This is a genomic window from Corynebacterium ammoniagenes DSM 20306, from assembly GCF_001941425.1.
GTDB classification, from domain to species: Bacteria; Actinomycetota; Actinomycetes; order Mycobacteriales; family Mycobacteriaceae; genus Corynebacterium; species Corynebacterium ammoniagenes.
Map to the genome: position 1 here is coordinate 959,460 of NZ_CP009244.1, position 23,957 is coordinate 983,416.

General features: G+C 55.6%; 20 protein-coding genes, 1 tRNA gene and 1 riboswitch. Of the genes, 10 read left to right on the top strand and 11 right to left on the bottom strand.

Features of this window, described 5'->3' with window-relative positions; genetic code table 11:
* Window positions 1-74: 74 nt before the first annotated feature.
* From CAMM_RS04430 to CAMM_RS04440, 3 genes are read right to left on the bottom strand one after another with little or no spacing between them, the layout of a single operon-like run.
* A complete protein-coding gene (locus tag CAMM_RS04430; RefSeq protein ID WP_003849181.1) occupies window positions 75-1,802 on the bottom strand; it encodes a mechanosensitive ion channel domain-containing protein in 1,728 nt (575 codons plus the stop codon).
* Between the two features lie 41 nt (window positions 1,803-1,843).
* Window positions 1,844-2,737, bottom strand: coding sequence for a YwiC-like family protein (locus CAMM_RS04435; RefSeq protein WP_050759897.1), 894 nt, complete (start codon window positions 2,735-2,737; stop codon window positions 1,844-1,846).
* A 44-nt stretch (window positions 2,738-2,781) separates the two neighbouring features.
* Window positions 2,782-3,345 carry a nicotinamidase gene (locus CAMM_RS04440; protein ID WP_003849176.1) on the bottom strand — a complete coding sequence of 188 codons (564 nt, stop codon included), beginning with the start codon at window positions 3,343-3,345 and terminating at the stop codon, window positions 2,782-2,784.
* A gap of 167 nt (window positions 3,346-3,512) precedes the next feature.
* Here CAMM_RS04440 and CAMM_RS04445 point away from each other — a divergent pair.
* Window positions 3,513-3,586 (top strand) — tRNA-Ile (locus CAMM_RS04445).
* Window positions 3,587-4,124: 538 nt separating this feature from the next.
* Here CAMM_RS04445 and CAMM_RS04450 read toward each other — a convergent pair.
* Both CAMM_RS04450 and CAMM_RS04455 read right to left on the bottom strand, forming a co-directional pair.
* Window positions 4,125-4,964, bottom strand: coding sequence for a hypothetical protein (locus CAMM_RS04450; RefSeq protein ID WP_147581041.1), 840 nt, complete (start codon window positions 4,962-4,964; stop codon window positions 4,125-4,127).
* 267 nt (window positions 4,965-5,231) lie between these two features.
* Entirely contained in the window at window positions 5,232-5,981 is a 750-nt protein-coding gene (locus CAMM_RS04455) for an IclR family transcriptional regulator (protein WP_040356282.1), read from the bottom strand.
* Window positions 5,982-6,164: 183 nt separating this feature from the next.
* On the opposite strand from CAMM_RS04455, the gene CAMM_RS04460 reads away from it, so the two are divergent.
* Genes CAMM_RS04460 through CAMM_RS04470 form a run of 3 tightly spaced genes read left to right on the top strand, consistent with a single transcriptional unit; the run spans window position 6,165 to window position 9,171 of the window.
* Entirely contained in the window at window positions 6,165-7,538 is a 1,374-nt protein-coding gene (locus tag CAMM_RS04460) for an RraA family protein (protein WP_003849168.1), read from the top strand.
* Between the two features lie 29 nt (window positions 7,539-7,567).
* Window positions 7,568-8,917 carry a TRAP transporter large permease subunit gene (locus tag CAMM_RS04465; RefSeq protein ID WP_003849165.1) on the top strand — a complete coding sequence of 450 codons (1,350 nt, stop codon included), beginning with the start codon at window positions 7,568-7,570 and terminating at the stop codon, window positions 8,915-8,917.
* A gap of 2 nt (window positions 8,918-8,919) precedes the next feature.
* Window positions 8,920-9,171: a hypothetical protein gene (locus CAMM_RS04470; protein ID WP_149027155.1), complete on the top strand. Its 252-nt coding sequence runs from the start codon at window positions 8,920-8,922 to the stop codon at window positions 9,169-9,171.
* 179 nt (window positions 9,172-9,350) lie between these two features.
* Here CAMM_RS04470 and CAMM_RS04475 read toward each other — a convergent pair whose 3' ends face one another.
* Window positions 9,351-10,523, bottom strand: coding sequence for a globin domain-containing protein (locus tag CAMM_RS04475; RefSeq protein ID WP_003849161.1), 1,173 nt, complete (start codon window positions 10,521-10,523; stop codon window positions 9,351-9,353).
* 311 nt (window positions 10,524-10,834) lie between these two features.
* Here CAMM_RS04475 and CAMM_RS04480 point away from each other — a divergent pair, with 311 nt between their 5' ends.
* On the top strand, window positions 10,835-11,749 hold the full coding sequence (locus CAMM_RS04480) for an alpha/beta hydrolase (protein WP_003849157.1): 915 nt from the start codon (window positions 10,835-10,837) through the stop codon (window positions 11,747-11,749).
* An 18-nt stretch (window positions 11,750-11,767) separates the two neighbouring features.
* Here CAMM_RS04480 and CAMM_RS04485 read toward each other — a convergent pair whose 3' ends face one another.
* Entirely contained in the window at window positions 11,768-13,408 is a 1,641-nt protein-coding gene (locus CAMM_RS04485; protein ID WP_003849156.1) for an alkaline phosphatase D family protein, read from the bottom strand.
* Window positions 13,409-13,541: 133 nt separating this feature from the next.
* On the opposite strand from CAMM_RS04485, the gene CAMM_RS04490 reads away from it, so the two are divergent.
* Complete coding sequence (locus CAMM_RS04490; protein ID WP_003849154.1) at window positions 13,542-14,345, top strand: serine hydrolase domain-containing protein; 804 nt, start codon at window positions 13,542-13,544, stop codon at window positions 14,343-14,345.
* Here the strand turns inward: CAMM_RS04490 and CAMM_RS04495 are convergent.
* Together CAMM_RS04495 and betT are read right to left on the bottom strand one after the other, a co-directional pair.
* A complete protein-coding gene (locus tag CAMM_RS04495; RefSeq protein ID WP_211273549.1) occupies window positions 14,342-15,817 on the bottom strand; it encodes an amidase in 1,476 nt (491 codons plus the stop codon). The genes CAMM_RS04490 and CAMM_RS04495 overlap by 4 nt on opposite strands.
* Before the next feature lie 232 nt (window positions 15,818-16,049).
* Window positions 16,050-18,335: a choline BCCT transporter BetT gene (betT, locus tag CAMM_RS04500; protein ID WP_003849151.1), complete on the bottom strand. Its 2,286-nt coding sequence runs from the start codon at window positions 18,333-18,335 to the stop codon at window positions 16,050-16,052.
* Window positions 18,336-19,262: 927 nt separating this feature from the next.
* On the opposite strand from betT, the gene CAMM_RS04505 reads away from it, so the two are divergent.
* The gene (locus CAMM_RS04505; RefSeq protein ID WP_040356280.1) at window positions 19,263-19,835 is read left to right on the top strand and encodes a hypothetical protein; all 573 of its coding nucleotides are present in this window, start codon (window positions 19,263-19,265) and stop codon (window positions 19,833-19,835) included.
* Window positions 19,836-19,858: 23 nt separating this feature from the next.
* Here CAMM_RS04505 and CAMM_RS04510 read toward each other — a convergent pair whose 3' ends face one another.
* Complete coding sequence (locus tag CAMM_RS04510) at window positions 19,859-20,635, bottom strand: HAD-IIA family hydrolase (protein ID WP_003849146.1); 777 nt, start codon at window positions 20,633-20,635, stop codon at window positions 19,859-19,861.
* On the bottom strand, window positions 20,632-20,925 hold the full coding sequence (locus tag CAMM_RS04515; protein ID WP_003849144.1) for an acyl carrier protein: 294 nt from the start codon (window positions 20,923-20,925) through the stop codon (window positions 20,632-20,634). Before CAMM_RS04515 ends, CAMM_RS04510 begins: the two co-directional genes overlap by 4 nt.
* Window positions 20,926-20,959: 34 nt before the next feature.
* On the opposite strand from CAMM_RS04515, the gene CAMM_RS04520 reads away from it, so the two are divergent.
* The 3 genes from CAMM_RS04520 (at window position 20,960) to thiO (ending at window position 23,957) form a co-directional block, all read left to right on the top strand.
* On the top strand, window positions 20,960-21,955 hold the full coding sequence (locus CAMM_RS04520; RefSeq protein ID WP_040356277.1) for an alpha/beta fold hydrolase: 996 nt from the start codon (window positions 20,960-20,962) through the stop codon (window positions 21,953-21,955).
* Window positions 21,956-22,012: 57 nt separating this feature from the next.
* A riboswitch (TPP riboswitch) is annotated at window positions 22,013-22,125 on the top strand.
* Window positions 22,120-22,797, top strand: coding sequence for a thiamine phosphate synthase (locus CAMM_RS04525; RefSeq protein ID WP_003849140.1), 678 nt, complete (start codon window positions 22,120-22,122; stop codon window positions 22,795-22,797). (Overlaps the previous riboswitch by 6 nt.)
* A 2-nt stretch (window positions 22,798-22,799) precedes the next feature.
* Window positions 22,800-23,957: a glycine oxidase ThiO gene (thiO, locus tag CAMM_RS04530; protein ID WP_003849138.1), complete on the top strand. Its 1,158-nt coding sequence runs from the start codon at window positions 22,800-22,802 to the stop codon at window positions 23,955-23,957.

A 23,957-nucleotide genomic window follows, 5' to 3' on the forward strand; every position in this document is an offset into this window, starting at 1 on the left:
GGGCTGTGGACATAGAACAAGCGTCCCTCCGGCTGCTGTGGGAAAGCCGGAAGGACGCTTGGGCGTGAGGTGTTTTAGTACTGCTCGGTGGGTTCTGGGACCTGGAGGGTATTAGCGCCGGAGGCTGCGCCATCACCCGAGGTCCGGGATTGCTGTCCGCCAGTGCCCTGGGTGCCGGAATTGCCGCTGGAATCTGGCTGGTTTGGTGCCTGGCTTGGGGTTTGGTTAGGGGTCTGGTTATTCGGAGAATTCTGCTGGGTGGGGCCCGTGGAATCATCCTGGTACTGGTCTTGGTAGTTCTGCGTATCGTCCGGGTTTTGCTGATCCGTCGGCGCAGGGTCTACTGATTGCTCAGGCTGTGGCTCGTAGGATGGCTGGTCCACGGTGGTATCTTGTGGCTCTGCCGGCTCGGTTTCTTCCTCGCTGGACTGCGCGGAGCGCTGCTGCCAATAATCCGGAGAAAGCACGCCAGCGCTGCCTTCTTCTGGGTTGGAGGAAGCAAGGGCTAGCCCGCCGGTAAAGACCAGCGCCAGGATAAGGCCGGTGGTGGAAACGCGCACGCGTCCGCCGAAGCTTAAGATCTTCTTCCAGCGCTCGCTGTAGGCATCGGTGCGCCAGAAATCGCGGCGCTTTTTCTTCGAGTCGTCCTCATCGTCGGTGTCAGAATCCTCCAAGTCGTCCGCATCGGTTTCTGCGGTTTGGGAAGGTCGACCAGGGCCATCATCTTTCGCGGTTGGGGCGATGTCCTCGTCTGCTTGCTCGGCTTCTTCCGCAGCTGCGGCAGCGTCTTGGGTGTCTTCGAGGGACGACTCTGCTTCGGAAGAGCCCGGATCCACGGGGATAACTTCCGTAGGAGTATCCGCTGCCGCGGTGGGGGAGGTGGTGGGAAGGTGCTCGGTGGGGGCATCGCTAAGCGATGGCTCCTTTGACCCCTCCACCTGCGCCAATTCCTTATCGGTGGATTCAAAGGGCGTGCGGAAGTGATCCCAAAAGACATTGAGCAACGCGGAGCGAATCCCGCGCTCAACGGCCCACTGGCGCGCCGGGTTGACCACCACGAGCACGCGGAAATTCACCTTCCACGGCTGACCGGCCGCGGTGGGTGCGGTCAGCGAGGTGGCCGGCAGAATTTCGACATCACCTGCGACATCATCGGCAATGGAAGGATCTTGCACTGCTGTCTGCGCGGTCTCGGCAATGGTTTGTTGAATCTCATCGAGGTTTTCACCCGAGCGCACCGGAACATCAAAGTTGACCACCGCGCGGGACCATTCTTGGGAGAAGTTGGTGATAACCCCGGCAGAACCATTCGGAATCATCACCACTTCTCCAGATGGTGTGCGCACCTTGGTCGCGCGCAAGGTCAAGGCCACCACGGTGCCTTCGGTAACGGAATTCGTGCCGTCAAAGCTGACGTAGTCACCCACGCCGAATTGTCGCTCGGAGAGGATAAAGAAACCCGAGAGAAAGTCACCAATGATACTTTGTGCGCCAAAACCGACGGCCGCCGAAACAATCGTGGCGGGCACCGCGGCGCCTAAGGGCGGAACGCCCAGATTAGACAGCGCCAGCAAAATAATGAGGAAGAAGGCGACAATCTGAATGACATAAACCAGCGCGCCCAACAGAGCTAGGCGGGACTTGGTGGATTCTTCTTCCTCATCGAGGCGACCTTCAATAATCCGGATGGTCAAACGCCCCAGGCGGGGGATCAGGATGGCTAGTAAAAGTAAAGCAATCAGTGGGATAGCGTGGTCAACGACTATTTCCCACAGTCGAAAAAGGAAGTACTGAAGGTTCATGCCACCGACTTTAGGCGCGGTGGCTGAAAGCGGGTTGAAAGTTAACTGCCAAATGCTGCGAAAGCTGCGACCACGACAAAGACCGTGACCAGCCCGTCAACCATGCCCACATATTTCGGCGCAATGCGCTTGCTTCGTCGCTGCGCAAAGCGTGGAATGGCGTAGCTGCGCGCAGCCAAGAGCGCACCGACGACCGCGACCGACCACGTGTGCGGCTGGGCGATTGTCAGCGCTGCGGTGCCCACAAAAAGCGCGGCGTGAAAGCCCACCGATTGCAGGAAGCGGCCGCGCTTGCCGAAGTCCCGAATCAGGGTTTTGACGTAGTAGATCGACCCGCCGAAGTAGGCCGCGAACCACGCGGTGGCCCACCAGATATCCGCGCTAATCGCCGCCGGGGTGCCTGTCGATGCCACCGAGACCACCGCCGGCAACATCAACGAGGCCGCCAGCACCGTGGACCACCCTGAGAGCACGGAGCGCTCCCGGCGCTTGATGGTTTCATAAATAGCCACCGCAATCACGGGTAGAAACAGCGGCAGCCAACTAAGCAGCTGCCACTGGGTAATCAGCGCTGCAATACCCGCGACCGCAGTGATGGCGCCATAGGTGAGTACCGGCGGGAGGTGCTTTTGACGCAGGCGTCCTTTGACCCAAATAGTGACTGCGAAATAGGTGAAATAACCCGCCCACCAGGTCAGCAGTAGTGGCACAGCGCTTAACGATGGCTCCAGGATCATTCCCACCACCGGCGGGATAAACAGCATGAACCACGCGCCGTGCTGATTGGGCATCCATCCCTGCGAGCGCCGCGACTTCGGCTTGCTCGCCTTCGTGCGAGACGCCATGCGGGGGGTGGTGCGCGATGTGGAACGCGGTGGGCGAGTGGCGGAAACCTTCGCTTGATTCTCAGTGGTGGAAGTTACCGCGCCCGACATGCCCATTGCTCCTGTACATGAATGCCTTTATTAGTTGTCTCCAACTATCGTATGATACTTGCTCCTACTTCTTCAAGCTCGGTGAGAGCATTCTCACCTCGGGTTTTATCCACCGGCGCACACAGATCCGCAATTATGGAGACTTGAAACCCTTCCTTGAGTGCGTCCTTCGCCGTGGCCAACACACAATGGTCGGTGGCAATGCCTGCCACCACGACCTCCGTAACGCCATTATCTTTGAGCCACTGCGCCAAGAGCGTCGATTCATCCGATGCCGCATGACCCTCAAATCCCGAATACGCCGCGGTGTATTCACCCTTGCGGAAGTACTCCCGGATCTTCGTTAAATCCAGATCGGGGTGCATCCGCGCTCCCTCTGTATCCGCGGTGCAGTGCACCGGCCAGGTATCGACAAAGTTCGGCTCATCCGAAAAATGCGTACCCGGATCAATATGCCAATCTTGGGTCGCGACAATAACGTCATAGGAATGCTCACCGGTAATTAGCTCATTAATCCCGCGCGCTACGTCATGCCCGCGCTCGGTACCCAACGAACCACCAGGGCAGAAATCATTTTGAACATCAACCATAATCAGTGCTTTGGACATACTTAAACCCTAGCCAGCCACTGCGGTCCTGTCCGCGCTTCGCGATTTTTAGCGCTGACTCCGTGACCCTAAACCGGGGCATTTAGGACGCTTGAAGATCTCACCTATATAATGATTCCAGCGTGCATGCCGGCGGGTGTTTAAGCCCAGCTGCGCTGCGTCGCGATGGGGCTATAGCTCAGTCGGTTAGAGCCGCGGACTCATAATCCGCTGGTCACGGGTTCGAGCCCCGTTGGCCCCACAAGAACAATGTCTCGAGATTCGGTATGAGTAACCGGTATCTCGAGACATAATTTTTTATTCGGCTGACTGTCTGACTTGAGCCTGAACGGGAAGCCACGCGTGTATGCACGCGCCTAACGGCGCGACCTTCTTTCGGAACGATTATCCGAAGAAGTCACGAACCCGAAGTTTATGCGACGCTTATTTTCAAAGTATTTTTCAGGATTCGTCTGAAGTAGTTTGATTCGATCGGCGCGGTGAGCGTCGGTCACTTGTTCCTTGTGTCTACTCATTGGTTGCTCGCTCATTTCCTATGGATCTTATTAAAAGAGTATCGGTTGCTGAAACTTGTTGCTCGGTCTCCCGAACTCAGTTTTATTGGAAACCGCAAGAAACTGACAACGTAGTGAACATCTTCGCAAGCTTGGGGATGAAACTGAGCCCCTCGCCCTCTCGGCGGTCCCTGCTCCTTTCTAGCGAACGGTATTGGCATCGGTGAAGCCCCGAATTGCACGTTTCTGTTAGCTGCCAGCTGGTGCGATAATTACTGGTTAAATTCACCCGTCAAAACTGAAATTAGTTTGATGATCGGTTCTATAAATAGGCCGTACTAACCCGTTACCCCTTGCGAGCGCAAGAATCATTTCTCCGAAGCTGAGGTAGATCAGGGAGAAGGCTCTAACTTGTCCTATGAACTGGTACCGCAATTGATGAAAACGCGCGGGTTCACTCTTCAGTAGTTCAAACGTCTCGGTGTGTTTACCTGCATGCACATAACCCCCATAGAACAAAATAGAAATAATTTTTTCCGGGTCAATTTCGTTTTTATCTCGCTCCCGCGGTGGGGGCGACCGCGCTGTCAAACTTGGAAGTACCCGCTCAATGAAAATATCGTCAAAATACTCTGTTTGCAGCTCTTTAGCGGCTGTAAGGAGCGGCTTAAGGAATGTTTGATTCAGTTGTTCAAATTCTTGAGGCTCCAATTGGTTGCGCGAAATCTTTTGGATCAGATTGTTCACGTTCCTGAACGTCATGCCAGGCTCATCATTGGAATAGAGCTGCCTAAAAGTAAGGCATACAGAGCGCATGTCGTGGTCACTGATAATTTTGAAATCTTGACCTTGTGGCCGCTCACGATTTGAGACCCAAGTTGAGCTGTAGCCTGACCAAAGCGGATCGCACTGTGCGACTGCAGAGCATCTATCTACATATTGCTGAAGATTATCCAGTTGCTGTTTTTCGAGTTCAATTCGAAACGGGAATTGATTAGTGTAATTGCCAAGTTTGAATCCGTGGACAAGGGCTACCCACTGAAGCGTCGCGTTCTTAGGTGCTTTCATTACGCGTCTGAACGGAACGAACTTTGTATTTTCTTCTGTATAGTCGATGGGGATCATGGTTTCCAATTTTAATCTCATCTATCGTTTTGCTTTGCTCGTGTAAGTCTGGTGCCGCGTCAGTGGTATTTTGTTAGACACAACAGGGCTAGTAAATCGAGGGATTGAACCGTTTGCTAACCCTAACGGCAATATCTGGCCGAAATAGAAAGCCCACTCGATTCTGATATGGGGCCCGCTTCTGCTCTCTGTCGAGTCTGAATCCGCCGCTGATGCGGGGGTCTATTAATCGGTGCGCGTTGAACGCTGGCGCTGCAAAGCTTTGGGTTAAGACATCTGGCTGCTGATACGACGAGCAGCTTGCAGAACATTTGCTTGATGCTTAAGGATATCCTCGGCGTTTGTAAGGCCATCATGACCAGTGATGTTGATGGATGCAATGACCGTGTCATCTCCATTTCGAATCGGCGCAGTTAAGCTCACGGTTCCGTGGCTGCGCTCTGAAGCACTGACGAAAATTCCAGTGTCCAGAATCTGTTCGATATCAGCGCGAAGAGTCTCAGGAGTCTGTACCTTCTGGTCCGCCAACGGGGTCGAATCGGCGGCTTCGATAATGCGCTCTTGCTCTTCGGCAGGTTTATGTGCGAGCAATACCTTGCCACCGCCGAGGGTGAGCGAGAGGACCTGCCCGATCGGAAACTCATATCCCAATGCGTTCGGGGCTTCGACGCGCGAAATGAGAATTCGCTGGTCTCCAGAGGGGACAAAAACCGACGAGGTCAAAGAGGTGACTGCCGTTAGATCTCGAAGGATTGGCGGGGAAATAAGCGCAAGGCGGTCCTGGAGCAGAAACGCATGTGCATGGGGGAGTACTTGCGGTCCAAGGGTATATCCGTTGGGCGCTTGTTTGAGATAAAGACGGCGTTCCAGGGTTCCCAAAATGCGTTTGGTCGTCGCAATGTGCAAGCCGGTCGCTTTAGAAATCTGCGTAAGCGTCAGCGGATCGCTCGAAGAGGAGACGCATTCAATGACATCGAACGCTCGTTCAAGCGTTCGACCCTGGTTATTTTCAGCCAACTTTTTACCTCTCTTAGCGGCGACGCGTGCTTTAAGTATGTTCCACAACCTTGTGCGAAACAAGTTATCACCCGCTGAAATATTTTTCTTGAATCACGATTGACATTCAGTGCGCGGTAGGTCACAATTTCTTCTATTCACTTCATGGAGTGATAGCAATTATCATCTAGTGATAGAGGGGCTATGAGAGTCGCAATTTTGGGTCTAGGAGAAGCCGGCAAGATGTATGCTGCTGCTTTTGCTGAAAAGGGCCATGAAGTTCAAGGGTTTGATGTTCGTGAAGTCGAACCACTGGCTGGTGTCACGATTGCAGAATCCGTCGGCAGTGCCGTAGCGGATGCAGAGCTGATCATCAGTTTGGTGGCAGCGCGCGCCGCAGTGATCGTCGCCGAGGAAACGCGAGCAAGTGCCTCACCAGGCGCGGTATACATCGACTTGAATTCGGCTGCGCCTAGTCGAAAGCAAGAAGTCGCTGGCGTACTCGGTCCAGAAATCAAGATGGTCGACGGGGCAGTCATCGGTTCCGTGATGCGATATGGAGCAAAGGTTCACTTGCTGCTCGCAGGGGCGCATGCTGATGAAGCTGCTCGCGCAATGCAAGCCATCGATGCAGATACCGAAGCTATTGGTGGTGAAATCGGTGACGCATCACAGCGAAAGTTGCTGCGAAGCGTGTTCATGAAGGGGCTTGGAGCATTGGTGACCGAGTCCATGCGTGCGGGTGAAGAGACTGGTGAAGTCGGCTGGATGCGCAAGCAGATTGCAGACGCGGTCGTGGATGGTGAAGCCGCCCTTGATCGTCTGTATGAAGGTACGAAGATTCATGCCACACGACGTTCTTTCGAACTAAAAGACAGCTTGGCCCAGCTTCAAGAGCACGCGGGTGCGTCGGTGAATTGGCCGGTTACCCGCGGAGCTTTGGACGTTCATTCGTACTGGTCACGCGAAGGCCAGTCTGATCTATCCGCGGAATTGGCAAAAGTGCCTACTGCAGCAATCGGGGACGGCGGTGACCGCTTGGGGTTGGTGGATTCCGCGATCAAACAAACTTGGCCATCTCGACCAATAGCGGGCAAAGCTTTTACTATCCACACCCGCGAAGGCGACAACCAAGCTTTGCACCGAGCCCTAAAAGAAGTAGTCCCTGGCGACATCCTCGTAGTTTCCGGCGGCGGATTCACCGAGCGTGCACTCATGGGCGAATTAATCGCACAACGCGCACAAAACGCGGGCATCATTGGAATGATTATCGATGGCGCAGTACGTGATGTAGATGAGCTAGCAAAGCTTGATTTTCCAGTATGGGCGCGGGCAGTTTCCCCAGCAGGTCCGTACAAGACCGGACCGGGAAGGCTGGGCGTCGACGTCTCAATCGGTGGTGTTGTTTGCCGTCACCGCGACTATGTCGTAGCAGATGCGGATGGCGTTGTAGTCGTGCCAGCTGAAAGCGCCGAGCAGGTCCTTAGCTCTGGACAAGCAGTTGTCAAAGATGAAGCTGAACGCCGCACAAAGATCCAACGAGAAATAGCCAAGAAGACGGCCGACCAGGTCACTTAAGAAAAGAATAGAAAGGAGGGAGGACTGACATGCCTATCGCCCTAATCGCATTGGTGGTCTTTATCGCCGTCATTGTCGTGTGGAACGTGGTGTTCAAGCGAAATATGGCCGAAGCCATGCTCGTTGGATTCTTAGCAACATTGTTGTTTGCTGGTGGCAATGCTCCGGAATACGTTGTCTCAGGAGTATCAAATGCCATTGAGAACGAAGTCCTCTTCGCCGCTGCAGCATTCGTATTCATGACCTACTTTGTGCAGCAAACCGGAGTAATGGACAAACTCATTGCGATCTTAAGTTCTGCACTTGGTCGTCTTCCTGGAGGTCCTGCGCTGGTCGATACCGTGGCATCAGGTGCCATGGGTGCCTTGGCGGGTGGCTCCAACACCGGAAATGCCGCGGCCAGTGGTTCCATCACCGGCCCCTGGATGGTGCGGACCGGATGGACGCCACATCGCGCGGCCACAGTTATTGCTGGAAACGCGGGTCTTGGTGCAGCACTTCCTCCAAGCGCCTCAATGGTCATCATGATTGGCTTCGCGGGCACGTTTGTGACCACGAGCCAGGTCTACCTAGCCTTGTTGATTGCCGGAATGTACCAGGTGATATATCGCGTCTTTCTTACCATTTGGTTTGTTTACCGAGACGGAATCAAAGCTGAAACCGGTGCAGAACACGTCCCACTCAAGGTGACGATGAAGCGCGGCTGGCCATCGACATTAATCTTCTTTGGCGCAGTGATCCCAATTTTCATGACCGTCGGCCCGCTGGCTAACGCGCTGAAAGCATCGCCTGTTGGTGACGCGATGGACGATATCTCCCTGATTATGTGGATCCCTATCCTCATTATTTTCATCAGCGGCGTTGTGGCGTGGAAAGACCTTCCCAAATCACCCAAAGCCTGGTGGAAATTTATGGAAGGTGGAATCTCTCACTTCTATACCATCGGTGCCATCTTGTTCTTCGCTATCCTCGCCAGTGAAATCCTCGCTCAGCTCGGCCTTGATCGCGATGTCAACATGGTGTTGGAGAACCTGAATCTTCCTCAGTGGCTGTTGGTCGTTCTTGTCGGACTGCTAGTTGTGGCTGTAGCTGGCCCGCTGTCATCATCGGCGACGCTCAGTGCCGTGGGACAAGTTTCCCTCTTTGCCATGGTCGGTGCCGGTGTGGAACCAATCCTTGCGTTGATTGCGATTTTGGTATTCGCCTCCACTGAAGGTGCATCGCCGCCTGCATCTGGTTCAATCTTCGTTGCTTGCGGTATTACCGGTGCCAAACCTGAAAAGACCTTCATTCCGCTGGTGATCTATTACGTCGTTCCGTTCTTTATCCTTGGCGTGCTCATCGCCATTGGAGTAATCCCCGTCCCGACTGGAGGATAGCAATGAAACAGTCAATAAATCGAGTAAGCACGATGCTTTTCGCTCTATCGATGATTTTGTTCTTCATCCTAGGATTCATCATCGTATTCGGGCAGGCGTTCGGCATTATTATCCAAAATGGTGGCATCGTATCCGGAGTTTATAGCCAATTTGCACAGCCATCCATTGCTTTGGCTGTGATTGCAAGCCTGTTCGGTTTCATCGCCTACAACACCGTTGAAAAGAAACCTCAGCTTGAAGAAGATGAGGATTAGTCCATCCGTCGAATCTTGCAAGCACCTGGACTCTGAGTCTTCAGCTTGGAAGGCTGAGGTATCACCACGTCTTTTCATGACAAATGGCCGTTGATCCGAATTCTAATCGGGCCAACGGCCATTGTGGTGCCTAGACGCACTGTCTGGAAAGTGCCTTTGCGGCACGCCTAGGCAAGTTCTTAGTTGATCAACCAGTCATTCGGGCTAAACAGCTCAAACTTGACCGATGCCGGCTTCGCGTCATGCTCGAGGCCATCAAGACCGGTGCGGATGGCTTGGAGGAAGGTGTTACCGCCGCAGATGTATACATCGGCGCCGACGAGGTTGTGGGCGGAGACATCGAGAAGCTGGCCTTCGCTGCGAGAAGCTGAAACAAGCTGGCAATTATCGAGCTGACCTGCGAGTGCGCGGATGTGGCCTTCCTGTGCCCAGGACTCGGCGGAGTCATCAGCGTGCAGGTAGAGAACTTCGCGGTTGGCATTGTTTTGTGCCAGGTACGCGAGCATGCCGACCATCGGGGTAGAGCCGATGCCGGAGGAAATCAGCACAGCTGGGCGATCGGAGTCCTGAAGGACGAGCTCGCCTGCTGCGAGGGTGGCTTCGATGGTGTCACCGACATTGACGGCTTCACGCAGGTGATTGGAGACCTCACCGTCAGTTTCCACGGCGATGCGATACTGAGTCGAGTCGCCACCAATGATTGAGTACTGGCGCAGCTGACGTGCACCGTCGGGCAGCTTGACACCCACTGAGGTGTACTGGCCTGGCTGTGGTTCGGTGAAATCGCCCTCGAGGACGTATTCGGTAACGCGCTCGGTCAGTTCGTTCTTCTCGATGACCTTTGCTTCGCGGAAGACGTCTCCTGGTTCAACGCCATCGGATGCGTACAAAATCTTCTCGTGGTCGATGAGGATTCCGGCCATGATCCAGTACACCGCAGACCATGCTTCGGCGACCTCTGGAGTGACGGCCTCGCCAAGGACTTCCGCCACTGCAGCTAGGAGGTGATCGTGGACGATCTGGTACTGATCTTCGGTGATTCCGAGGGATACGTGCTTGTGAGCAATGCGGTTGAGGAGCTCGACTGGATCTGGTGCGTTGGGGTCAACCAACATGGTTGCGAAGGTTGCAACGGATGCAGCCAGTGCCTTTTGCTGTTCGCCAGACTTTTGATTGCCACGGTTAAAGGTATTGCGCAGCAACTCTGGATGAGCCGAGAACATCATGTTGTAGAAGGTGTTCGCGATGGTCTCGATGTTTTCGCCAACTACTGGGAGCGTGGCTTTAACGATTTCTTCGTGCGCAGGTGAGAGTCGCTGAGCCTTAGTAGTAGGCTTAGTCGTGACGAACATGAAACTCCTCCAAAAGTCGGAAACAAATGATTAAGTACGACTTTATCCGTGTTTATTAATTCTTCAATATGGGCTTGGTCATATTTGCCCCCATTGCTAAACATGTGAAGTTTCTCGGAGGGGTAGTCTAGCCAAGAGATTGTGCATGGGCGCAGGGCTTTCGCCGTGGTTTCCTTGGGCATTCAATCTCAGGAATATCGCCGAATAAAATGCCGTCTGCAGGAAAATATTGACCAGGCTTGCCCCCGGGAATGGGGGAGAGCACTAGGAAACTGGGCTCGCAGCGTCGTTGATAAGGGCAGACTGGATTCATGAACTACCTACATCCCGACGCCGAAGCTTTCCTGGATTCCACACGTGATTCGCCACAGCTAGATACCCAAACGCCGGAGAAGAACCGGCACGATCAATTACAGGCAAGTAGCTCGTGGGGGACAAAGACGGAATTGGCCCAAGTCTTTGATTCGACGATTCGCGGAGTCAACGTGCGGGTGTATATCCCAGCAGTTTCCGAGAAAACTGCAGGGGACCAGCCGGCCTTCATCTACTTCCACGGCGGTGGTTGGGTACTTGGTGATGTCGATGTTGCAGATCCGGCAGTCCGCGATATAGCGGCGGCATCAGAAATGATCTGCATTAGTGTCGATTATCGTCGCGCACCGGAGCATCCTTTCCCTGCTGCGTTGGATGATTGCTTGGCGGTAGTCGATGGAGTGCTTGCCGGTGAAACGACGCTGGGAATTGATCCGAAGCGGGTTGCTATTGGTGGGGATAGTGCCGGTGGCAATATCGCGGCGGTAATCGCCCAGGAACGACGAGAGCAGATTGCGCATCAAGTACTTGTTTATCCGGTCATGGATTTATCAAGCTTGGATACCTCGTCGCATCGGAAATACGAGGATGGCTACTACCTGACGCGTCGTCGATTGGAATACTTTTATGACGCTTACGCTGGTGCGGCGGATCGCAGCGATGTTCGCATGTCGCCGGGGCTGAACCCGGATCTCGCAGGGCTGCCGCCGGCCACTGTTATTTCGGCAGAACATGATCCGTTAGTAAGCGAAATAAGCAGCTACGCGCAGCGGATGCTGGCGGCCGGCAACGTTGTCAACGCTATGCAATTTAATGGGCAGGTCCATCCGTTCGTGCAAGTAGGTGGAGTTATTCGAGACGGTAAAATAGCGCGCCGGGTGATTGGGACAGAACTCAAAGCAGCGCTGCGGTAGACCAATTAAAGGCGAAAACTACGAGGTAAAGCCTTGGCCTTTACGCCAGGTCAGGGTGATTTTATCGCTGACGGGAGCTTGCGGGTCACCGATGGCGTTGACGCGTAGCCAGTGCATCTCGGCTTCTTCGCGGCGAATCGTCACATAGGAATAGCCGTGGTGGACGAGGTTGACGTGGCGGCAATGTGGGTTGGCGGCTTGGATGATCTGCTGTGCCGCCGGGGTGAGCGGATTGTTCGGTGGAATGCCGAGAATCTCATCGACATTGGGCGCCGATACCGAAGAGCACACTAATTCTGCTCCCAACGGGCTAGCGCCGGCAGGCTGATTTGGTGCATGGAGGGTGTGCGCCCATTCGGTGTGAATATCGCCGGTGAGAAAAAGCGGATTGGCACCGGTGTTGTGATGGTGCTGTTCTAAAACCTGCAGCAAGTTGGCGCGTTCGGTGGTGTAGCCATCCCATTGATCGCCATTGAGCGGCAGGTTGTTGATATTGGAACTCAGCGCGTTAGAGACGGAAGAAACATCCGGATTATTGTGCAAGGCGACGAGGTTGAGCGGGGCGAACATCACGGAATTGCCTAAGATATTCCAGGCGACATGAGAAGATTCAATCTTATTAATCAGCCAGGTGTACTGTTCACTGCCTAACATTGTGCGTCCGGGGTCGGTAGCAACAGTAGGGGATTTAGTTTCCTCATCGCGGTAGGTACGCAAGTCCATCAGCGTCAGTTCGGCCAGATCCCCGAAGGTAAAGGAGCGGTAGATATGGCCGTTTTGAGAGGGGCTGGTTGCGCGGACCGGCATCCACTCGAAGTAGGCCTGCATGGCGGCATCGCGCCGGGTCATCCACTCACCTTGCGTGGCGGGGTCGTGGTTTTCGGCGCCGTGGGCCCAGGAATTATTGGCGGTTTCGTGGTCATCCCACACGGCAATCCAAGGCAGGGCAGCGTGCGCGGCCTGCAGATTTTCATCGGTGCGGTAGCGCGCGTATCGGCGGCGATAGTCATTGAGCGTGCGTAGCTCATGTGCTGGATCATGTAGACGGACAGGTCCGTTGCCGGCGTATTCACCGGAGCCGTATTCGTAGATGTAGTCGCCGAGGAATAAGGTGGCATCGAAAAGCTCTGCTCTATTGGCCATATCCCGATACGCGCTGAAATACCCAGATTCCCAATTGGCACACGAGGCCACGGCTAGTGTCAGCTGGTCCACCGGGGTGCCCGGAGCGGGAGCCGTCTTGGTGCGACCGGTGGGAGATACCTGTCCGGAATAGCTGCCATTGGTGACAATGAAGCGGTAGAAATACACCGTGGCGGGCTGCAGACTAAACGGGTCCACGTGGATGGTGTTATCACGGCTGGAATCTGTGGTTACCACGCCCGTGGCCACGATGGTGTGGAAATCTGGGGTGGAGGAGATTTCCCAGCGCACGGAGACTTCTGCTTCCGGCGCGGTAATGCGTGTCCACAACACCACCGAGTTGGAGATGGGATCGCCCGAGGCCACGCCGTGGGCAAAAGGCGGCGGGGCCGGCTGCGGCTGTGGTCGGTTGGCCAAAGCGGTGGGGATATTGCTGGCGGTAAGCGTTGCTGCGGCTGCGGTGCCGGCAGCTGTGCCAGCGGCGTAGATAATCTTTCGTCGCGAAATCTTTGGCACACCGATATGATGTGCCACCTGTATAAACCCTGCAACCGGTCAAGCGGAAGTTCTTGTGCCATTAGCGTGGCGTTAACCTACTGGGGGTCTTCGATCCAGTTCGTCAGGTGTGCACCTAGGTAAGGTTTAGGGCATGAGCGCATTAGACAAGATTTCACAATGGCCAGTAGACAATGTTGCCGGTGCCTTAATCGGGCCCAACGGGGTGGACACGATAGGCGATACTGCCCGCGAATATGACATTAAGTCCGTGACCAAACCTGTTGTTGCCCTGGGCGTGATGTTGGCAGTGGAAGAAGGTGCAGTAGAGCTCGACCAGCCGGCCGGACCCGAAGGTTCCACCTTGCGGCACTTGCTCTCGCATGCCTCCGGCGTGGGCTTTGACTCGCGTGAAGCCAAGCGCCCAGTGGAAGACCGCCGTATTTATTCTTCCGCCGGTTACGAGTGGGCCGCCGAGATTGTTGCCGATGCCACGGGCATGGATTTTCCGGATTACCTCAAAGAAGGCCTCTTTGAGCCCTTGGGCATGAACTCCACCCGCTTGGAGGGAAGTGCCGGGCACGGCCTTATCTCCAGTGTGGATGACCTGGTGAAATTTGCCTCTGAGGTGCTCGACCCGCAGATTATTCACCCGGATACCTTGACGGAGATGCGCACGGTGCAATTTCCAGACCTGCGCGGCATTGTTCCAGGCTATGGCATGCACCGCCCGTGCCCTTGGGGCTTGGGCTTTGAAATTCATGGCGAGAAAGACCCGCACTGGATGAGCACGAATATGCCTGCCGATGCCGCCGGGCACTTCGGCATGAGCGGCACATACCTATGGGTCGCCGACGACTACGCCATGGTGGCCCTGGCTGACCGCGACTTTGGCGAATGGGCCAAGCCGCTATGGCAAGAAACCAATGAAGCTATCTGGGCGGAGCTACAAGGCTAGTTCTGCTCGCGGTTCCACACCGCTTCATACTGTTTGGCCCAGGGGCGGGCCTTTTCAAAGGCTGAGATTGCTGCCATGACATCTTCATCGGCAGCTTTCCGGCCGATGACCATCAGTCCGACTGGTAGGCCATCGACAAGCCCCGCGGGAACGGATGCACTTGGGTTGCCGGTGAAATTGGTTAGATAAGTCATGCACCAGCCGATGGATGAGTTGATGGGCTCGCCGTTGATTTCAGTTGGCCCGTAAGTCTCTCCGGACACTTCATTTTTGACCGGCATCGCAGCCAAGGTGGGAGAGACCACTAGGTCGTAGTCAGCAAAGACATCGACAAACCGGTTGAGGACATGCGTGCGCATCTTTTGATCGTGCAACCACTCCGACATCGTCCGGTTCGGCACTTTATCGGCGTATTCGAGCAGCACTGGCGATAGATCTTGCGGTGTCAGCTCGCGCAGATCATTTCCGCTGGCGGCAAATTCCTCCAAAATGTCGTAGGAGGAAATAGCCAGGAGATTGCACCACATCTCCGTTAGCTCATCGTGGGAGTACTCCAGTTTAAAATCGACAGGCTCAACCAGCGCGCCGAGCTCTGTAAACGCGCGTGCTGCTTCTTCGACGGTGGCTTGAATCCGTGGATCGACGGGGAAGATTCCAAAGTCTTGGGTAAAGCCAATCTTCATTCCTTTAACTCCGCGGTCTAAGGCGCCGAGGAAGTCATTGGCTGCAGGGAAAGAATACGGATCTCGTGGGTCGAAGCTAGCCATCGCTTGCATACCTAAGGCGGCATCTTCCACGGTGCGAGTAATAGGCCCTTGGTAGATAAAGGTGGATTCACCAAAAGCATTGGGGCGAATCATTGGAACGCGACCAACGGATGGTTGGAATCCCACGGTCCCTGACCACGCCGAGGGGATGCGAATAGAACCTCCAGCATCTGTTCCACCAGCTAGCGCGACCATGCCGTCTGCGACCGCTGCTGCGGAACCTCCCGATGAGCCACCCGGATTATATTCCGTATTGAAAGGGTTTCTCGTCGGGCCGAAAAGCCTATTATCGGTGACACCACGAAACCCCAGCACCGGGCTGTTAGTTGCCCCAATGACGATGCCCCCTGCACGTTCCATGGAGTGTGGGAAGATACTGCCACTGGCACTGCGGGAATCCTTTAACGCCGAAAGTCCGCCCATGGTTGCTGGCCAGCCCGGTTTCTCACCAAAGAGATCTTTCATCAACGTGGGCACACCAGCGAGTAAACCAACTTCTTCGTCAGCGACGATTTTCTTTTCAAGTTCCCGTGCCTCTTTAAGGGCACCTTCGGGATCAGAAAACACCACCGCATTGATAGCGGGGTTTCGGCGCTCAACCTCGCGCAGAGCATTCTCCACTGTATCTACCGGAGAAAGTTCTTTGGCTTTTACCGCGCGGGCGATCTGTGCTGCGGACATCTGAGATAGCTCTGAAATGGACAAGTATTCCTCCATATATTTAAACCTTGTTGCTTTGAGCCTACGCCGAGCCTATCTCTCTTTTTGGGGGTTTCGATGAGATAGCTAGATCTATGCGGGAGGTGGTTGATGCTGGGGGGAGACGAGGAATAACAAAGCCGCGGCGCGCACTTTCGAAAATCTCGATGAGCGCGCGCCGCGGCTTGTCTATTAATTTATCTGTTTCCCAGAGAATCTCGGGGAAGGGGCAGAGGGACTACTTCGTGGAGTATTCGTCGAAGGTTTCCTCTGGTGCCTCTGGCTCGTCACCGGTGACTTCTTCCACTGGGGCATCGACAGGCGCGGTGCCTTCGACTGGTGGGGTAATCACGGTGTCACTGAGTGCTTCCGCAGAGTAGCTGAGGAAGCCCAAGTGGGACTCGAAGCGGTCCAGAACGTCGTCGATGACCTGCTGCTTGTCCACGCCGTAGAGGTCGTAGCCTTCAGAACCGGTGTGGGTAAAGACTTCCATGCGGAAGTACTTCTTCATCTGCGGAGCCGGACGGGCACCGAAGATTGGCACGGGGGTTTCCACAGGTGCGACTTCATAGAGGAAGCTTCGGTGGTCCGGGATTTCTACCTGGAAGGAGGCTTCGGTTAAACCGGTGCCTTCTTGGTAGCGGGTTTCCACGGTGACTTCGTAGCCTTCCTTGCGGAATTCCTCGGCGGCGGTGCGCAACGCGGGAACCACGGTCTTGGTGCTAAAGCGCTCGGCAGAATCAGTATCCGGGTAGGAGCGCAAGCTGGCCAGACGCTGGCGGATGGTGCGATCCGGGGTGTGACCACCGGTGGATGCTTCGCTGCGGCGGCGTCGGGTATGGCCTTCGCGGTCGGCTCGTTCCATGCGCAGCGCGCGGGTGAACGAGAACATGACTAGGTAGGCAACGATGGTCACCGGCAGGGCGAAGATCAAGGTGGCGTATTCCATGGTGACCACACCACCGGCCATGAGCATGGCGATGGTCAGCACGGCGGTAACAATAGCCCAGAAAATACGCAGCCACTTTGGTCCGTCTTCGCCGGGATCCGGAATGGAGGAGGAGAAGTTGGACATGACCATGGCACCGGAGTTAGCAGAGGTCAGGTAGAACAGCAGACCCGACAAGGTCGCCAGACCAACCAGCAGCATGGCACCAGGGAACATCTCCAGCAGTGCATACCAGCCTTGTTCCGGGCTGTTAAGTGCGAGCTCGCCAAACTCGGTGTTGCCCATAAAGACAGCTTCATAGATGGCGGAGTTGCCGAAGAGAGAGACCATGACCAAGTCGCACAGGACTGGGATGGTAATTGCTGCGACGACGAACTCGCGCAGCGTACGGCCGCGGGAGATACGTGCGAGGAACAGACCGACGAATGGGCCCCAGGCCAACCAGAAGGCCCAGAAGAACAGCGTGTTGCCGGACATCCACTCCGCGCCATCGAGCTCATAGCCCATGGTCTCAGTCATGCGCTCAGGCAGCGTCCAGAAGAAGCGGCCGACGTTTTCTACCAGGGTATTAAGCAAGAATGCGGTCTGGCCAGTGACCAGGATGTACAGCATCATCGCGCCAGCGACCCAGAGGTTGAGCTCGGAAATCAGGCGAATGCCCTTGTCCATACCGGAGGTACAGGCGGCAATGGTCACAACGACGGCAACCAGGACTAGAGCAATCTGCAAGCCCAGTCCCTGCGGAAGACCAAAGAGGATGGAAAAGCCTACGTTGAGCAGTACTACGCCAATGCCCATCGAGGTGGCAACGCCCATGACGGTGCCGACCAGGACGATGATGTCGAGGGCATCGCCGGTGCGACCGCGCACGCGCTTGCCGAGTAGTGGGTATAAAGCAGCACGGATAGAAAGTGGCATGCCCCAGCGGTATGCGAAATAGCCCATGGCCATACCCAGCAGGGAGTACATGGCCCAGCCGCCCATGCCGTAGTGGAACATGGTCCAGATAACGGAGTCCTGCAAAGCTTCGTGGCTTTGTGGCTCAGCATTGGGTGGGTCCACGTAGTGGCTAATGGGTCCGCCGACAGAGTAGAAGAGCATATCGATGCCCACGCCAGCAGCAAAGAGCATGGCTACCCAGGTCAACAGGTTGTACTGCGGACGTGAGTGGTCGGGTCCCATGCGGACCTTGCCTTCGGGGGAGGCGGCGACCCAAATGACGAATCCGATCACCACGGTCACGGTGACGACATATACCCAGCCGACATTGGCACCAACCCAGCCGACGATGGTCTCCATCGTGCCGGCGGCGTTATCGGGAGCAAAAATTGCCCACAGGGAGAAGGCGAGGATAATCAACGAGGAGATAATCAGGACTTGCCAGTTAACCTTGGGCCCGCTGCGATCTGCAATCGTGGGGCCATCTTTGAGCATCTCTGCACTCGTTTTGGGTGGACGCTTGTCTTCGCGTACCACGTCCATATTGCTGCGCTGGCTTCCGCCGAGCTTTTCCCTATTCACTGTCGGTTTGGAACGTTCGTGTCCAGGGAGGCTGTTGTCATGCGACTCAGCCATGCATACACACTCTCTTTCCATGTTCGATTATTTAAGTTTCTCTCGCATGCGAGAAAATCACACTCCCCCGTCCGAAGACGAGGGAGTGAAGCACAGGCATGCGAACGTGGATATGTTAACGCTTTTAGTAATTAATGGCCAAAGATTAATAACATGTTCGTTAAACTCAATCGATTGCATAAACCTGTTAAAGCCCTGTATGCGGGGTGTATACGATCGGTGTGGGCGGCGAAAAATCCGCGCTCGGGATGTGAGAACAATCACCGCTTGTCGATTCGTAGTTGTTCACTTTCGACGTGTAAGGCGCTGATCTATAGGAGCGCCGTTTGGCTCGTTTGTCCGTCGAATCGTCACTCTGGCGGCCGGACTGTTCGAAAATGGGGCAAAGGTTATGCGCTATTGTGGACCGGAATGCGGTGAGGGCTGGGGGCATCGACAAGCGAAAGCGTCGCAGCACTATTTTTAAGGAAATGATGCTGTAGTACTGGCCGCCTGATTTTGGCGGTGCCGAAAAACGGTGCGGCGGGGGAGTAAGGTAATGATCTGGCCGCGACGTGATTGCGTCAATCGGGGATGGCTCGAAGAAAGCCTATGCTCAACCTGTACTTTAGCTTTAATAATCGGGGGCTAAACCGGTTGTTGAGGGTTGCCGGTGGTGCTCAAGTGGGGCGACAATGCGAAAGAGCACGAAGTAATTCCAAGTGACTGATAGTAACTGATGTTGAGCTAGAAATTGGCCAGCGTGGGTTGGTGTCGGACAGTTAAATTTCTTCGTACTGCTGAAGACGAATATGAGCTCGTAGGGGAAGACGAAGCTCGTCTTGCGTCACACTAACGCCATGGCTGTCCAAGGTGTCTGTTTTCTGATCCGCAGGCACAGTTGGGGCTGTGGCGGTGGCGCACTATTGCCGTTAGGAGATTCGGCACGTGTCAACAGCAACAGACTTTGCTCAGGCCAATTACATAACCCAGCATGACATGAATGCTGATAACGCTTTTGCCTTCGCGGCACTATCTCAAGAGCCAGCGCGCTCTGCCGTAGATACTTTGATCGCGGAGGGGAAGCGCGATCAGGACAGTTTTGTTGGGAATGTAGCGCAGCACAACGCTCAGGACGCCGGCGCGCAGGGGGCAGATGCCCAGCGCGTGGAGGTACAAACCGCGGTGCTGCGCGTCAGTGGCATGCCCACACGCCTGCGTCCGGCTATTGAGCGCGCGATGGTGCAGTGTATTTCCACCCCATCGGAATACGTGGTGCCTGGGGATGACCCCTTGACCGCGCAGTGGTGCACGCGCTGGTACCGCGATAGCGGGTTTAATGATGACCTGGCAACGCTTGCGGCATTTCCTGGTGTGGAGCTGCCGGAACCGCGCGCGGAAAAGTGCGTGGGCTGCCGGCAGGTAATCACCGGCACCGCACATGAGCTTCGTGCGCTCGATGCCGTGGTGACTACCTTGGCAGAAGAATTCGGCTTTAGCGCACGGGTGGATGCGGCCTAAAACGTCCGCAATACACCCGCAGTTTAGGCAAAGGGATCCATGATGCGATCGGGCAGGTCCGCCACGGAATCCAGCACGCGCGAGGGGCGGAAGGGAAAGCGTGCGATGAGCTCATCAGTCATAATGCCCGTGCGCACCAAGATGGTGCGCATGCCGGCTTCCAGGCCGGCTTTGACATCGGTGTCCATGCGGTCGCCGATCATGACGGTATTTTCCGAGTGCACGCCAATGTTATTTAACGCTGAGCGCATCATGACGGGATTGGGCTTGCCCACGTAGTAAGGCTCGCGGTTGGTCGCAGCGGTAATCAACGCAGCAACGGAACCGGTGGCGGGCAAAATTCCCTGTGGGGCAGGACCGGTCACATCCGGGTTGGTGGCAATAAACCGTGCACCGCGACGGATCAGATTAATAGCGGTGGTAATGGCCTCAAAAGAATAGGTGCGGGTTTCACCGAGCACCACGAATTCCGGATTGCCATCGGTTAAAATCCACCCGGCATCATGCAGCGCGGTGGTCAACCCAGATTCGCCAATGACATAGGCGGTGCGCTCAGTCGATTGCTGCGAGAGAAACTTCGCCGTAGCCAGCGCCGAGGTCCAGATTTTATCGGCCGGGATATCTAGTCCCTGCGAGCGCAGGCGCGCTGCAAGATCCCGCGGGGTAGCCATGGAGTTATTGGTTAAGACCATGAATTTTATGTCGTTGTCATTTAACGTCTGCAGGAATTTATCTGCGCCCGGAATCATCTCACCTTCTTTGATGAGCACCCCGTCCATGTCAGAAAGATAAGAAATCATTGGTGTGCCTCCACAAATTTGGCTACATCGTCCAGCGTTTTAAGCGCTAGAGCATCGGATTCTTCGAACTTCACGCCCAACTGATCTTCGGCACGCACTGCAAACTCAATCATGTTTAACGAGGTCAGCCCCAGATCGTCCAAGCTGCGCTCGGGGTTTAAATCATCGAGTTCTGCCCCGGTAATCTCTGAAATCAGCCGCAAGTAGTCGGGAGCACCAGATGTAGATGCGGCCGGGCTTTCTTGGCCTTGCAGGTGGGCACGTAGTTGAGCACTGAGGTCATTGGACATGCCCTTAAGTTTAGCTTCTACAATAGATATCCATATGTATAAACGAAAAAGGGTCGCGGCAGCCTACCGCGGACAAGGCCGCACACACCGCGCCACCCAGCGCTTGGTGCATCAGCGCTTACATGATCACGAAACCGCGCCGGGCCTGGGGAATTTAGATGCCAAAGGCGAGGTCGATAATGACGGCGTAGACATCGCCTGGTATGAGGTGGGCAACCCCAATGCCGATGTCACGGTTGTCTTTATCCACGGCTATTGCCTGTCCTCGGAAGGTTGGTGTGACCAGGTAGAGCACCTGCGCGGGCGGTCTGATGTTCGCAGTTTGCTTGTCGATGTCCGCGGCCACGGCCTATCCTCCCGTGTTCCCGCGAGTAACTGCACCATTGATGCCGCGGCAGATGATGTGCTCGCGGTGATTTTAGAGCGCTTGCCGAAAGATAACGGGCGCATCGTGGTCGTCGGGCATTCTTTAGGCGGGATGATTGCGCTAAATCTTATCCGCCGCGCCCCGCAGGATATCTTCGAGCGCATCTCCGGCGCACTGCTAATTTCCACATCCATGCGGCGCTTTTCCGATAAAGGCGTCACCCGCCTGTTGCAATCCAGGGTGGCCAAGGCGTTTTATTCCGCCATCGGTCGCGTGCCGGATAAATTTAACCGCCTGCGCTTTGGCATTGCCCAAGTAGTCGCCCCGACGCTTGCTGCTTTGGTCGCAGGTTTCCCGCAAATGGAACGCCTGCAATTTCACACGGCGATGTTATTGGATACGCCGCTGGCCAGCTTCGTCGGCTATTTTGACGATCTGACCGAGCATGCAGAATTTGATGCCGAAGGGCGATTAAAAACCTTACATGGCCAGGTCATTATCGGCTCGATGGATATTGTCACCCCGATGAGCCAAGCAGAACTGATCTGTGAAAAATGGGGTCAGGGGGAACTTAAAGTGATTGATGGTTCCGGCCACATGGTCATTTTGGAAGAGCCGGAGCAAATCTCTCAAGCTATTGATGAAGTAATTTCTGCTGCTTAAAAGATAAAACCTTAAGGTGTTGTTGACAAAACTTCCTTCCCGCGCTTGACTGGTTTTGATTACCTCAACGGGTGCCCACCGCAGTGGGCTGAGATGAGCGCTATAGCGGCGCCGGACCGTTTGAACCTGTCTGGTTAAGACCGTCGAAGGAAGCGAGGACATTGGTGCCACACCATGCCCAACTTGATCTGCGTTGTTATGTTGTCACCGGTAACGGCTCAATTGATGAGATTGTGGACACTGCCCAGCAGGCTGCTGCGGGCGGCGCGGGAGTAATCCAAGTTCGTTCCAAACCCATTGAAGCAGGCCAGCTACTACAGCTCGCCGAGCAGGTAGCTTTGGCCGTTGCTGACACAAATCCCGCAACAAAAGTGCTTATCGATGACCGCGTGGACATCGCCGCGATCTTGATGCGCCGCGGGCTGCCCGTCCACGGCGTGCACGTGGGCCAAAGCGATATCCCCGTCACAGCAGTGCGTGAGCTTTTAGGCCCCGATGCGATTATCGGTCTAACCACCGGAACCGCCGAGCTCATCCACCAAGCCAACGAGTATGCGGGCATCATCGATTACGTCGGCGCCGGGCCCTTTCGCCCCACGCCCACCAAAGACTCTGGTCGGAGACCCATCGACTTAGAAGGCTATCCGCACCTAGTGGAGCTTTCGAAGCTACCGATTGTCGCCATCGGCGATGTCCAACCTGGAGACGTTGCAGAACTTGCTGCCACCGGTATCGCTGGCGTGGCGATGGTCCGCGCCTTTCGCGACGCCCCCTCCGCCACCGAGCTTGCCCAGAAAGTCATCGCTGACTTTTCCGCCGGCCAGAACAGGGCAGGTGCATAAACATGGCCACGAGTACAACAGGGCACGCCATAGTCATCGGCGGCGGCATCATCGGCCTGGCCACCTGCTTTGAATTCCAAGACGCAGGCTTTGAGGTCACCCTCATCGATCCGGACCCTATCTCCGGTGCCACCCACCATGCCGGGGGCATGCTGGCGCCCACCGCGGAGGTGCAATACCAGCAGCAAGCGCTGGTCCCACTCATGAAAGAATCCGCCAGGCTGTATCCGGATCTCATTCAACGCGTCACACAACACACGGACCTGCCCACCGGCTACCGCACCGACGGCACCGTACTCATTGGCGCAGACCGCGCAGATGCGCAGCACTTAAGCGAGCTCATCGACTACATCAAAGCCGAAGACCTCGACATTGAGACACTGACCACCCGCCAGGCCCGTCAGTTGGAACCAGCTCTTTCACCGCGGATTGCGAAAGCCGCGGCCATCGACGGCGACCACCAGCTTGACCCGCGCCTTTTCGCCCGCGCGCTCTTCGATGCCGTCCTTGCCAGGGGAGCACAGCACGTGCGCGAGACCGTCTCTACTATCACGCAGTCGACCACGCATCAGAGCGTGACTTTGAGCTCCGGTGCGCGTATCGAGGTTGATTCTTCTGACGTCACGGTCCTCGCCGCCGGTTTGGGCGCGGCGAAGATTACCGGGTGGTTTGACGGCGAGCACCCACTGCAACTGCGCCCAGTCTATGGCGATGTCCTGCGCGTTCGCGTGCCCGAGTCTTTGCAGCCACTGACCACCCGAGTTATTCGCGGCTTTGTCGAAGACCGACCCATCTACGTCATCCCACGCGACGACGGCACGGTTACCATCGGGGCGACCAGCAGGGAAGACCAGCCACACCCGCGCACCTCAGCTATCCATGACTTACTGCGTGATGCCATCCGCGTGGTACCTGGTTTAGAAGAAACCGAGTTTCTCGAAGCCACCTGCGGCGCTCGCCCCGGAACCCCGGATGACCTGCCATATCTCGGCCAAGTACGTGACAACCTCATCGTGTCCACGGGATACTTCCGCCATGGCATTTTGCTTGCCGCACTCGGCGCACGCACCGCCGTGCAACTTGCTACCGGCCAACAGACGTCGCAAGCGGTCGCGTCGTGCGATCCTTTCCGCCATGCCACATCCACCCTCAACGTTTAG